The organism is Mycobacterium sp. 3-98 (assembly GCF_035918355.1).
Lineage (GTDB): Bacteria > Actinomycetota > Actinomycetes > Mycobacteriales > Mycobacteriaceae > Mycobacterium > Mycobacterium intracellulare.
This window is the reverse complement of the sequence record NZ_CP142360.1, coordinates 1,777,251-1,789,452: the sequence shown is the minus strand read 5'-3', so window position 1 is coordinate 1,789,452 and position 12,202 is coordinate 1,777,251. Positions and strand designations below refer to the sequence as shown.

Annotated in this window: 14 protein-coding genes; all 14 read left to right on the top strand. The window is 67.5% G+C overall.

All coding sequences use genetic code 11. The features are described from left to right. Positions 1 to 4 precede the first annotated feature (4 nt). Positions 5 to 418, top strand: a complete 414-nt coding sequence (locus QGN30_RS08745) for a nuclear transport factor 2 family protein (protein ID WP_009955114.1) — start codon at positions 5 to 7, stop codon at positions 416 to 418. Between the two features lie 32 nt (positions 419 to 450). Next, a complete protein-coding gene (locus QGN30_RS08740) occupies positions 451 to 987 on the top strand; it encodes a YceI family protein (RefSeq protein WP_029384835.1) in 537 nt (178 codons plus the stop codon). A 54-nt stretch (positions 988 to 1,041) separates the two neighbouring features. Then, complete coding sequence (locus tag QGN30_RS08735) at positions 1,042 to 1,455, top strand: Rv3143 family two-component system response regulator (protein WP_008259435.1); 414 nt, start codon at positions 1,042 to 1,044, stop codon at positions 1,453 to 1,455. Positions 1,456 to 1,721: 266 nt separating this feature from the next. Next, on the top strand, positions 1,722 to 2,099 hold the full coding sequence (locus QGN30_RS08730) for an NADH-quinone oxidoreductase subunit A (protein WP_008259436.1): 378 nt from the start codon (positions 1,722 to 1,724) through the stop codon (positions 2,097 to 2,099). Positions 2,100 to 2,107: 8 nt separating this feature from the next. Beyond that, positions 2,108 to 2,662 (top strand): NuoB/complex I 20 kDa subunit family protein, encoded by a 555-nt coding sequence (locus QGN30_RS08725; protein WP_008259437.1) that lies wholly within the window; start codon positions 2,108 to 2,110, stop codon positions 2,660 to 2,662. After that, entirely contained in the window at positions 2,659 to 3,366 is a 708-nt protein-coding gene (locus tag QGN30_RS08720) for an NADH-quinone oxidoreductase subunit C (RefSeq protein ID WP_009955118.1), read from the top strand. The genes QGN30_RS08725 and QGN30_RS08720 overlap by 4 nt, the downstream gene beginning before the upstream one ends. Continuing rightward, positions 3,366 to 4,691: an NADH dehydrogenase (quinone) subunit D gene (gene nuoD, locus QGN30_RS08715; RefSeq protein ID WP_008259439.1), complete on the top strand. Its 1,326-nt coding sequence runs from the start codon at positions 3,366 to 3,368 to the stop codon at positions 4,689 to 4,691. Before QGN30_RS08720 ends, nuoD begins: the two co-directional genes overlap by 1 nt. Continuing rightward, the gene (gene nuoE, locus QGN30_RS08710; RefSeq protein WP_009955120.1) at positions 4,688 to 5,446 is read left to right on the top strand and encodes an NADH-quinone oxidoreductase subunit NuoE; all 759 of its coding nucleotides are present in this window, start codon (positions 4,688 to 4,690) and stop codon (positions 5,444 to 5,446) included. The genes nuoD and nuoE overlap by 4 nt, the downstream gene beginning before the upstream one ends. Continuing rightward, on the top strand, positions 5,443 to 6,783 hold the full coding sequence (nuoF, locus tag QGN30_RS08705; protein WP_009955121.1) for an NADH-quinone oxidoreductase subunit NuoF: 1,341 nt from the start codon (positions 5,443 to 5,445) through the stop codon (positions 6,781 to 6,783). The genes nuoE and nuoF overlap by 4 nt, the downstream gene beginning before the upstream one ends. A gap of 7 nt (positions 6,784 to 6,790) precedes the next feature. Continuing rightward, on the top strand, positions 6,791 to 9,205 hold the full coding sequence (locus QGN30_RS08700; RefSeq protein WP_248923190.1) for an NADH-quinone oxidoreductase subunit G: 2,415 nt from the start codon (positions 6,791 to 6,793) through the stop codon (positions 9,203 to 9,205). 61 nt (positions 9,206 to 9,266) lie between these two features. Continuing rightward, positions 9,267 to 10,538 carry an NADH-quinone oxidoreductase subunit NuoH gene (gene nuoH / locus QGN30_RS08695; RefSeq protein ID WP_009952978.1) on the top strand — a complete coding sequence of 424 codons (1,272 nt, stop codon included), beginning with the start codon at positions 9,267 to 9,269 and terminating at the stop codon, positions 10,536 to 10,538. A 43-nt stretch (positions 10,539 to 10,581) separates the two neighbouring features. Next, positions 10,582 to 11,076: an NADH-quinone oxidoreductase subunit NuoI gene (gene nuoI, locus QGN30_RS08690; RefSeq protein WP_230487587.1), complete on the top strand. Its 495-nt coding sequence runs from the start codon at positions 10,582 to 10,584 to the stop codon at positions 11,074 to 11,076. Positions 11,077 to 11,108: 32 nt separating this feature from the next. Then, positions 11,109 to 11,897, top strand: a complete 789-nt coding sequence (locus QGN30_RS08685; protein ID WP_029384250.1) for an NADH-quinone oxidoreductase subunit J — start codon at positions 11,109 to 11,111, stop codon at positions 11,895 to 11,897. Next, entirely contained in the window at positions 11,894 to 12,193 is a 300-nt protein-coding gene (gene nuoK, locus QGN30_RS08680) for an NADH-quinone oxidoreductase subunit NuoK (protein WP_008259456.1), read from the top strand. Before QGN30_RS08685 ends, nuoK begins: the two co-directional genes overlap by 4 nt. The last annotated feature ends 9 nt before the right edge of the window (positions 12,194 to 12,202 follow it).

Below are 12,202 nucleotides of genomic sequence, written 5' to 3'. Positions count from 1 at the left end.
CGCCATGCCCGCGTCCCGCGCAGAAACGGTCATCGAGGCCGCCGACCGCCTGTTCACGGCGATCGAGCGAGGCGATGTCGCGGCGGTCGGCGCGATGTGGAGCGACGACATCGCGGTATGGCGCGTCGGCTCGCGCCACGACCCCCTCAAAACGGACGACAAGGCCCGCGCGATGCGGGTCATCGAGTGGTTCATCGGCGCGACCACGCAGCGCCGCTACGAAATTCTCGACCGGCAGCTCTTCGACGACGGGTCCGCTCAGGGCTTCGTCCAGCAGCACGTCCTGCACGCGACCGGGCATGCGGGGCAATCGATCTCGCTGCGCGTGTGCATCGTGATCCGGGTGGGCACCGACGGCCGGATCGAGCGCATCGACGAATATTTCGACCCCGCCGGGATCGCGCCGTTGCTGGATTGAGACTAGATTCGCCACCAGACATGGGGGTGACGATGACGACTTTGGAGACACTGCTTCACGATCCCGACCTCGCCGGCGGGTGGAACCTGGTCTTGGATCGCTCGGCCATCACGTTCAAGGGCCGCAACATGTGGGGGCTCGTCAACGTCAAGGGCCGCTTCACCGACTTCACCGGCGACGGCCAACTGACCGGCAAGGGAGCGGTTTTCGGGCGCGTCGACATCCGGGCCGCCTCGCTGGACACCGGGATCGGCCGCCGCGACAAACACCTGCGCTCGGCGGACTTCTTCGACGTGGACCGCTTTCCCGAGATCGGCGTCGTCGTCACCGCGCTGCGCCCCACGACGGGCAAGGCCGCCGACGTTCGGGCCAACTTCACCATCAAGGGCATCACCGCGGAGCTGCCGCTGCCCGTCACGATCTCCGAACTCGACGACGGCTCGGTCCGCGTCGCCGGCGAGACCACGCTCGATCGTGCCCGGTTCGACCTGGGTTGGAACCGGCTCGGCATGATCGGCCCGACGGTGACCGCGGCGGCGGAAGCCATCTTCGTGCGCGAATCGCGATGAGATTTCTGCGGGCACCGGCGATAAACCCGCAGCGACCCCAGTAGCATCTGCACCGTGTCCGACAGCCTCCCCCAATCCAGCGTCGCCCTGCGGATCCTCGTCTACAGCAGCAACGCCCAAACCCGCGAACGGGTGATGCGCGCGCTCGGCAAGCAGCTGCACCCGGATTTGCCCGAGTTGAGCTATGTCGAGGTGGCGACCGGTCCGATGGTGGTGCGCACGATGGACGAGGGCGGCATCGACTTGGCCATCCTGGACGGCGAGGCCACCCCGACGGGCGGCATGGGAATCGCGAAACAGCTCAAAGACGAACTCGAGACCTGCCCACCGCTGGTGGTGCTCACCGGGCGTCCCGACGACGCGTGGCTGGCATCCTGGTCGCGCGCCGAGGGTGCGGTGCCACATCCCATCGACCCCATCCTGCTGGGCCGCACGGTCCTCAATTTGCTGCGAACCCCGGTTCGCTGACCTTCTCCTCGCCGCGGCCATGCCGCGGCTTTTGCCTTCCGCTGACCGCCTGCGGCGGTTCTGACCACCGGCGCCGGTCCGAGTTCGCGCAGCACAGCACGCGCGCGGCCCCCCAATAGTGCAAAACGCCCACCCCGGGCAAGCGCACCGCGCGCCGCGACGCTATGTTGAAGATCACTGTGACGGGCTTCAGACCCAGTTCGTCACAGCAGCCCGGTTACCGCCTGGCCGCTGCAGGCGGCTCGTACGACGGATCATGGAGCGAATTGAACGTCTACATACCCATCCTGGTGCTCGGTGCGATCGCCGCGGCCTTTGCCGTGGGCTCGGTGGTGATCGCGAGCCTGGCGGGCCCGTCACGGTTCAACAAGTCGAAGATGGCGGCCTACGAGTGTGGGATCGAGCCCACCGAGACCTCGGTGAGCGGGCCGCATGCGACGGCAGGACAGCGGTTTCCGGTGAAGTACTACCTGACCGCGATGCTGTTCATCGTCTTCGACATCGAAATCGTGTTCCTGTATCCGTGGGCGGTCAGCTATGACGCGTTGGGCACGTTTGCTCTGGTCGAAATGGTCGTGTTCATGCTCACGGTCTTCGTGGCCTACGCGTACGTGTGGCGCCGCGGCGGCCTGACGTGGGATTGAGGTAAGACGTGGGTCTTGAGGAACAGCTGCCCGGCGGGATTCTGCTGTCCACGGTCGAGAAGGTGGCGGGCTATGTCCGCAAGAACTCGCTGTGGCCGGCGACATTCGGGTTGGCCTGCTGCGCCATCGAGATGATGGCAACCGCCGGGCCAAGATTCGACATCGCTCGGTTCGGCATGGAACGCTTCTCGGCCACCCCCCGGCAGGCCGATCTGATGATCGTCGCCGGCCGGGTCAGCCAGAAGATGGCACCGGTATTGCGGCAGATCTACGACCAGATGGCCGAGCCGAAATGGGTGCTCGCCATGGGCGTGTGCGCGTCGTCGGGCGGAATGTTCAACAACTACGCGATCGTCCAGGGCGTGGATCACGTGGTCCCGGTGGACATCTACCTGCCCGGATGCCCGCCGCGGCCGGAGATGCTGCTGTACGCAATCCTGAAGCTGCACGAGAAGATTCAGGAGATGCCGCTGGGCGTCAACCGGGAAGACGCCATCGCCGAGGCCGAGCAGGCGGCGCTGTCGGCCCGGCCCACCATCGAGATGCGCGGACTGCTGCGATGAGTTCGCCGAATCAGGATCCACACGAGGCGATCGGCCGCGCCGACGAAGAAGTCATCGACGTGCGCCGCGGCATGTTCGGCGTCCAAGGCTCGGGTGACACGTCCGGCTACGGCCGGCTGGTGCGCGAAGTCCTGCTTCCGGGCAGCAGCCCGCGGCCCTACGGCGGCTACTTCGACGAGCTCGTCGACGGACTGGCCGAGGCCCTGAAAAAGGGCGGCGTCGAATTCACGGACGCGATCGAAAAAGTGGTGGTGTACCGCAACGAGCTCACCTTGCATGTGCGCCGGGAGGCGCTGCCGCAGGTCGCCCAGCGCCTTCGCGACGAACCGCAACTGCGCTTCGAAATGTGCCTGGGCGTCAGCGGGGTGCACTACCCGCACGAGGCCGGCCGCGAGCTGCACGCGGTTTATCCGCTGCAATCGATCACGCACAACCGCCGCGTCCGCCTGGAAGTGTCTGCGCCCGACGATGATCCGCACATCCCGTCGCTGTTCGGCATCTATCCGACCACCGACTGGCACGAGCGTGAGACCTACGACTTCTTCGGCATCATCTTCGACGGTCACCCGTCGCTGACCCGCATCGAAATGCCCGACGACTGGCACGGACATCCGCAGCGCAAGGACTACCCTCTCGGCGGAATTCCCGTCGAATACAAAGGCGCACAGATCCCCCCGCCCGACGAGCGGAGAGCGTACAACTGATGAGCACCACCACCGAATCGACGCACGACGGCGCCGGCGAGACACTCGTGGTCGCCGGCGGCCAGGACTGGGACAAGGTCGTCGAAGCCGCCCGCAACGCCGATCCCGGCGAACGCATCGTCGTCAACATGGGGCCCCAGCACCCGTCCACGCACGGGGTGCTGCGGCTGATCCTGGAAATCGAGGGCGAGACGGTCACCGACGCCCGCTGCGGCATCGGGTACCTGCACACCGGCATCGAAAAGAACCTCGAATACCGCTACTGGACCCAGGGCGTCACCTTCGTGACCCGGATGGATTACCTCGCACCGTTTTTCAACGAGACCGCCTACTGCCTGGGCGTGGAGAAGCTACTCGGCATCACCGACCAGATACCCGAGCGCGTCGACGTCATCCGGGTGTTGATGATGGAGCTCAACCGGATTTCGTCGCACCTGGTGGCCTTGGCCACCGGCGGCATGGAACTGGGCGCCATGACCCCGATGTTCGTCGGTTTCCGGGGCCGCGAGATCGTGCTGACCCTGTTCGAATCGATCACCGGCTTGCGGATGAACAGCAACTACATCCGGCCCGGCGGCGTGGCCCAGGACCTGCCGCCGAACGCGCAGACCGAGATCGCCGAGGCCCTCGAACCGCTGCGGGAAGTGCTGCGCGAGATGAGCGGTCTGCTCAACGAGAACGCGATCTGGAAGGCCCGCACCCAGGACGTCGGCTACCTGGACCTGACCGGGTGCATGGCGCTGGGCATCACCGGGCCGATCCTGCGTGCCACCGGGCTGCCGCACGATCTGCGCAAGAGCGAACCGTACTGCGGATATGAAAACTACGAATTCGACGTAATCACCGAAGACACGTGTGATGCTTACGGGCGCTACATGATTCGTGTCAACGAGATGTGGGAGTCGATCAAGATCGTCGAGCAGTGTCTGGACAAGTTGAAGCCCGGCCCGACCATGGTCGAGGATCGCAAGATCGCCTGGCCGGCCGACCTGAAGGTGGGGCCGGACGGCATGGGCAACTCGCCGGAGCACATCGCCAAGATCATGGGCGGTTCGATGGAGGCCTTGATCCACCACTTCAAATTGGTCACCGAGGGCATCAGGGTTCCGCCCGGCCAGGTGTACACCGCGGTCGAGTCGCCGCGCGGGGAGCTCGGCGTGCACATGGTCAGCGACGGCGGCACCCGGCCCTACCGAGTGCATTACCGAGACCCCTCGTTCACCAACCTGCAGTCGGTCGCCGCGATGTGCGAGGGCGGGTTGGTCGCCGACCTGATCACCTCGGTCGCCAGCATCGACCCGGTCATGGGCGGGGTGGACCGGTGACCGGCCCGCAGGGACAGCCAGTCTTCCTGCGGCTCGGCCCGCCGCCGGACGAGCCCAACGCGTTCGTCGTCGAGGGCGCGCCCACGTCGTATCCGCCCGAGGTGCGGGCCCGGCTGGAGGTCGACGCCAAGGAGATCATGGGCCGCTACCCCGAGAAGCGCTCGGCGCTGCTGCCGTTGCTGCACCTGGTGCAGGCGCAGGATTCCTACCTGACGCCGGCGGGCCTGGAGTTCTGCGGTGAGCAGCTGGGACTCAGCGGAGCCGAGGTGTCCGCCGTGGCGAGCTTTTACACGATGTATCGCCGCGGCCCCACCGGCGACTACCTGGTAGGCGTCTGCACCAACACGCTGTGCGCCGTCATGGGCGGCGACGCCATTTTCGATGCCCTGAAAGAACATTTGGGCATCGGCAACGACGAGACGACCGCCGACGGATCGGTCACTCTGCAACACATCGAATGCAACGCCGCCTGCGACTACGCGCCCGTGGTGATGGTCAACTGGGAGTTCTTCGACAACCAGACTTGCGAATCGGCACGCGAACTCGTCGACTCGCTGCGTTCCGGTGAGCCCAAGGCCCCGACCCGCGGCGCGCCGCTGTGCGCCTTCCGGGAGACGTCGCGCATCCTGGCCGGCCTGCCCGACGAGCGGCCCGACCAGGGGCAGGGAGGCGCCGGTGCGGCGACCCTGGCCGGCCTGAAGGTAGCCAAGGAACACGGCATGCAGGCGCCCGGCGCGCCGGAAGGCCAGCCATGACAACCACTTCCGAGACGTCCGGCGCCACGCCGCTCACTCCGGTGCTCAGCCGCTTCTGGGACGACCCCGAGTCCTGGACGCTTGAGACCTACCGTCGGCACGGTGGCTACGAGGCGATGAAGAAGGCGCTGGCGATGGAGCCGGACGCGGTGATCGGGGTGGTGAAGGATTCCGGGCTGCGCGGGCGCGGCGGCGCGGGCTTCTCGACCGGGACCAAGTGGTCGTTCATCCCGCAGGGCGACACCGGCGCGGCCGCCAAACCGCACTACCTGGTGGTCAACGCCGACGAGTCGGAACCCGGTACCTGCAAAGACATCCCGCTGATGCTGGCGACACCGCACGTCCTCGTCGAGGGCGTCATCATCGCCGCCTACGCGATCCGGGCCAACCACGCGTTCATCTATGTGCGCGGCGAGGTGCTGCCGGTGCTGCGCCGCCTGCAGAACGCGGTGGCCGAGGCGTACGCCGCCGGGTACCTGGGCCGCGACATCAACGGCTCGGGATTCGATCTGGAGCTGGTCGTGCACGCGGGCGCCGGCGCGTACATCTGCGGCGAGGAGACCGCGCTGCTGGATTCGCTGGAAGGCCGACGCGGCCAGCCGCGGCTGCGCCCGCCGTTCCCCGCCGTCGCCGGCCTGTACGGCTGCCCCACGGTGATCAACAACGTCGAGACCATCGCGAGCGTGCCGTCGATCATCGGCAACGGCGTGGACTGGTTCCGCTCGATGGGAAGCGAAAAATCCCCGGGCTTCACGCTGTATTCGCTGTCCGGGCACGTCACCCGCCCCGGACAGTACGAGGCCCCGCTGGGAATCACGTTGCGGGAGTTGCTCGCCTACGCCGGCGGGGTGCGGGCCGGCCACCGGCTGAAGTTCTGGACGCCCGGCGGCTCGTCGACCCCGCTGCTGACCGACGAGCATCTCGACGTCCCGCTGGACTACGAGGGCGTGGGCGGCGCCGGCTCGATGCTGGGCACCAAGGCGCTGGAGATCTTCGACGAAACCACCTGCGTGGTGCGTGCGGTGCAGCGCTGGACGTACTTCTACAAGCACGAATCGTGCGGCAAATGCACGCCGTGCCGCGAGGGCACCTTCTGGCTGGACAAGATCTACGAGCGGCTGGAGGCCGGCACGGGCACGCACGAGGACCTCGACAAGCTGCTGGACATCTCCGACTCCATCTTGGGTAAAGCGTTCTGCGCCTTGGGCGATGGCGCCGCCAGCCCCGTCATGTCGTCGATCCAGTACTTCCGCGACGAGTACGTCGCCCATGTCGAGGGCGGCGGATGCCCGTTCGACCCACGAGACTCCATGCTGATACCGAACGGAAAGGCATGACGAGCTGATGACGAGCCTTGCCAAAACCGAGACCGGCGACGAAGTGCGTCCGCCGGAGATGGTGACGCTGACCATCGACGGCATCGAAATCAGCGTTCCCAAGGGAACTCTGGTGATCCGGGCCGCCGAGCTGATGGGCATCCAGATCCCGCGGTTCTGCGACCACCCGCTGCTGGAGCCGGTCGGCGCGTGCCGCCAGTGCCTGGTCGAGGTCGAGGGCCAGCGCAAGCCGATGGCCTCGTGCACCACCGTGGCCACCGACGACATGGTCGTGCGCACCCAGCTCACCTCCGAGGCCGCCGACAAGGCGCAGCACGGCGTGATGGAGCTGCTGCTGATCAACCATCCGCTCGACTGCCCCATGTGCGACAAGGGCGGCGAATGCCCGCTGCAGAACCAGGCAATGTCCAACGGGCGGGCCGATTCTCGCTTCACCGACGAGAAGCGCACCTTCGCCAAGCCGATCAACATCTCCTCGCAGGTGCTGCTCGACCGCGAGCGCTGCATCCTGTGCGCGCGCTGCACGCGGTTCTCCGAACAGATCGCCGGCGACCCGTTCATCGACATGCAGGAGCGGGGCGCCCTGCAGCAGGTCGGCATCTACGCCAACGAGCCGTTCGACTCCTACTTCTCGGGCAACACGGTGCAGATCTGCCCGGTGGGCGCGCTGACCGGGACCGCCTACCGCTTCCGGGCCCGTCCGTTCGATCTCGTCTCCAGCCCGAGCGTCTGCGAACACTGTGCCTCCGGATGCGCACAGCGCACCGACCACCGCCGCGGCAAGGTGCTGCGCCGGCTGGCCGGCGACGACCCGGAAGTCAACGAGGAGTGGAACTGCGACAAGGGCCGGTGGGCGTTCACTTACGCGACCCAGCCCGACGTGATCACCACTCCCCTGGTTCGCGACGCCGACGGCTCGCTGCAGCCGACCTCGTGGTCACACGCGATCGCCGTCGCGACGCAGGGCCTCGAGGCGGCGCGCGGGCGCACGGGGGTGCTGGTCGGCGGCCGCGCGACCCTGGAGGACGCCTACGCCTACTCCAAGTTCGCGCGAATCGTGCTGGACGGCAACGACATCGACTTCCGCGCCCGGCCGAGTTCGGCCGAGGAGGCCGACTTCCTGGCGGCCCGCATCGCCGGCAGGCCGATGACCGTCAGCTACGCCGACCTGGAGTCGGCGCCGGTGGTCGTGCTGGCCGGGTTCGAGCCCGAGGACGAGTCGCCGATCGTGTTCCTGCGGCTGCGCAAGGCGGCCCGCAAACGCGGGTTGCCCGTCTACGCGGTGGCGCCGTTCGCCACCCGGGCGCTGGACAAGATGTCCGGCCGGCTGATCAAGACCGTGCCCGGCGCCGAAGCCGCGGCGCTGGACGGGTTGGCCACCGGCGAGGTGGGTGACCTGCTGTCCACCCCCGGCGCGGTCATCATGGTCGGCGAACGCTTGGCCACCGTGCCGGGCGGATTGTCCGCTGCGGCGCGGCTCGCCGATACCACCGGCGCCCGCCTGGCCTGGGTGCCGCGGCGCGCCGGCGAGCGGGGCGCGCTGGAGGCCGGTGCGCTGCCCGGGCTGCTGCCCGGCGGCCGTCCGGTGGACGACGAGACCGCCCGGGCGCAGGTGGCGCGGGCCTGGAACGTGTCCGAATTGCCCTCCGGCCGTGGGCGTGACGCCGACGGCATCCTGGCCGCCGCCACCGACGGGACGCTGGGCGCGCTGCTGGTGGGTGGCGTCGAGCCCGACGACTTCGCCGACCCCGAAGCGGTGCTGGCGGCGCTGGACGGCGCCGGCTTCGTGGTCAGCCTCGAGATGCGGGACAGCGCCGTCACGCAGCGCGCCGACGTGGTGTTCCCGGTCGCGTCGACGACACAGAAGGCCGGCGCGTTCGTCAACTGGGAGGGCCGCTTCCGGCCCTTCGACGCCGCGCTGCGCAACACCCAGGACGCCACCCAGTCCGACCACCAGGTGCTCGATGCGCTGGCCGACGAGATGGGCGTCTACCTGGGCATGTCCACCGTCGACGCGGCCCGCGAAGAACTGGCCGCGCTGCGGCACTGGGACGGCAAGCGCCCCGCGAGCCCGGACGTCGCGGCGCCGCAGCCACCCGAGGTCGGCGCTGGCGAGGCGGTGCTGGCCGGCTGGCGGATGTTGCTGGACAACGCCCGAATGCAGGACGGTGAGCCACATCTGGCGGGAACGGCCCGCAAATCCGTCGTGCGGCTGTCCGCCGACACGGCCGCCGAGATCGGCGCCGCCGAGGGCGACGCGGTGACCGTCAGCACGTCACGCGGGTCCATCAGCCTGCCGCTGCTCGTCACCGACATGCCCGACCGGGTGGCGTGGCTCCCACTCAACTCGTCGGCGTCGGCGGTGCACCGCCAGCTCGGGGCAACCCCCGGCAGCACAGTGAAAATCGGAGTGGGCAAATGACTCGCGCCGGCGACGATGCAGAGCGAAGCGATGAGGAGGAGCGGCGCACATGACCACCGGCTTGACGGTCTTCGGGCACGACACCTGGTGGCTGGTGCTCGGCAAGGCGCTGGCCATCTTCGTGTTCCTCATGCTCAACGTCCTCGTCGCGATCCTGCTCGAACGCAAGATCCTCGGCTGGATGCAGCGCAGGCCCGGACCGAACCGGGCGGGACCCTGGGGCGTCCTGCAGAGCCTGGCCGACGGAATCAAGTTGGCGCTCAAGGAAACGATCACGCCCGGTGGTGTCGACAAGTTCGTCTACTTCGCGGCGCCGGTCATCTCCACGATCCCGGCGTTCACCGCCTTCGCGTTCATCCCGTTCGGCCCGGTGGTGTCGGTGTTCGGCCACCGGACGCCGCTGCAACTGACCGACCTCCCCGTCGCGGTGCTGTTCATTCTGGGGCTGTCGGCCATCGGGGTGTACGGAATCGTGTTGGGCGGCTGGGCATCCGGGTCCACCTATCCACTGCTGGGCGGGGTGCGCTCCACCGCCCAGGTCATCTCCTACGAGGTGGCGATGGGACTGTCGTTCGCGGCGGTGTTCCTCTACGCCGGCTCCATGTCGACGTCACAGATCGTCGCCGCACAGGACCGGGTCTGGTACGTGTTCCTGCTGCTGCCGTCGTTCGTGATCTACCTGATCTCGATGGTCGGCGAAACCAACCGGGCGCCCTTCGATTTGCCCGAGGCCGAGGGTGAACTGGTCGCGGGATTCCACACCGAGTACTCGTCGCTGAAGTTCGCGATGTTCATGCTGGCCGAGTACGTCAACATGATGACGGTGTCCTCGCTCGCCACCGCCTTGTTCTTCGGCGGCTGGCATGCGCCGTGGCCGCTGAACATGTGGGCCGGCGCCAACACCGGGTGGTGGCCGGTGCTGTGGTTCACCGCCAAGATGTGGACCTTCTTGTTCATCTACTTCTGGCTGCGGGCCTCGCTGCCCCGGCTGCGCTACGACCAGTTCATGGGCCTGGGCTGGAAGCTTTTGATCCCGGCCTCGCTGGTCTGGGTGCTGATCGCGGCGGTGGTCCGCACACTGCGCAACCAGGGGTATCAGCACTGGACCCCGGTACTCGTGGTGAGCAGCATCGTGTTCGCCACGGTCCTGGTGATGTTGCTGCGAAAACCGTTCAGCGCGCCGGGGATTCGCGCGCTGGAGCGCCAGCTGCGGCGTCAGGCGAAGAAGCTGCCGGCCGCATCGATCTCCACACCGGTATTCCCGACACCGCCGCTGCCGGCGAAAGAGATGAAGTCGCTGGCGGCGGCGAGCAAGGAGGAAGCACGTGGCTAAATTCTTGGACGCCGTGGCCGGATTCGGCGTGACGCTGGGATCGATGTTCAAAAAGCGCGTGACCGAGGAGTATCCGGAAAAGCCGGGCCCGGTCATGCCCCGCTATCACGGGCGTCACCAGCTGAACCGCTACCCCGACGGCCTGGAGAAGTGCATCGGCTGCGAACTGTGCGCGTGGGCGTGCCCAGCCGACGCGATCTACGTCGAGGGTGCCGACAACACCGAGGAACTCAGGTACTCCCCCGGGGAACGCTACGGCCGGGTGTATCAGATCAACTATCTGCGCTGCATCGGCTGCGGCCTGTGCATCGAAGCCTGCCCGACCCGGGCGCTGACGATGACCAACGACTACGAGATGGCCGACGACAATCGCGCCGACCTCATCTACGAGAAGGACCGGCTGCTGGCTCCGCTGCTGCAAGACATGCTCGCGCCGCCGCATCCCAGGGCCGAGGGCGCCACCGACAAGGACTACTACCTGGGCAACGTGACCGCACACGGGCTGCGGGACAACCAGCACGCCGGAGACTCCCGGTGACCGGTTTCGCGGGCCACGCCGTCACGTCCGTGATGGCCTCCAGTTTCGCCCACGACACCATCGCTCGAACCTCCACCGGCGAAGCGGTGACGTTCTGGGTGCTGGGGGCGCTGGCGGTGATCGGTGCGCTCGGGGTGGTGTTGGCGGTCAACGCCGTCTACTCGGCGATGTTTTTGGCCATGACGATGATCATCCTGGCGGTGTTCTACATGATCCAGGACGCGTTGTTCTTGGGCGTCGTTCAGGTCGTCGTCTACACCGGCGCGGTCATGATGCTGTTCCTGTTCGTGCTCATGCTCATCGGCGTGGACTCCGCCGAATCGCTGCGGGAGACGCTGCGGGGCCAGCGCGTCGCCGCGGTGGCCGCCGGTGTCGGATTCGGCATCCTGCTCATCGCCGCCATCGGCGACGTGGCCACGGGCGGCTTCGCCGGGCTGACCACCGCGAACGCCGCCGGGAACGTGGAAGGGCTGGCGGCGCTGATCTTTTCGCGCTACCTGTGGGCATTCGAACTCACCAGCGCATTGCTGATCACCGCGGCCGTCGGGGCCATGGTGCTGGCGCATCGCGAGCGTTTCGAACGCCGCAAGACGCAACGCGAGCTCTCCCAGGAACGATTCCAGCCCGGCGGGCACCCCACCCCGCTGCCCGGCCCCGGCGTGTACGCCCGCCACAACGCCGTCGACGTGGCCGCGCTGCTGCCGGACGGCTCGTACTCGAAGCTGTCGGTGTCGCCGATGCTGCAAAGCCGCGGCGCCGACGGCAAGAAGACCCAGTCCCCCGAGGCAAGCTCGAGTCTGTCACAAGGCGGTCTGTCGTGAATCCCGCTAATTACCTGTACCTTTCGGCGCTGCTGTTCACCATCGGCGCCGCCGGTGTGTTGCTGCGCCGCAACGCCATCGTGATGTTCATGTGCGTCGAGCTCATGCTCAACGCCGTCAACCTCGCGTTCGTCACGTTCGCGCGGATGCACGGCCACCTGGACGGACAGATGATCGCGTTCTTCACGATGGTGGTGGCCGCCTGCGAGGTGGTCATCGGCCTGGCCATCATCATGACCATTTTCCGTGCCCGCAAATCGGCGTCCGTCGACGACGCGAACCTACTCAAAGGCTGAAGAGCGCCA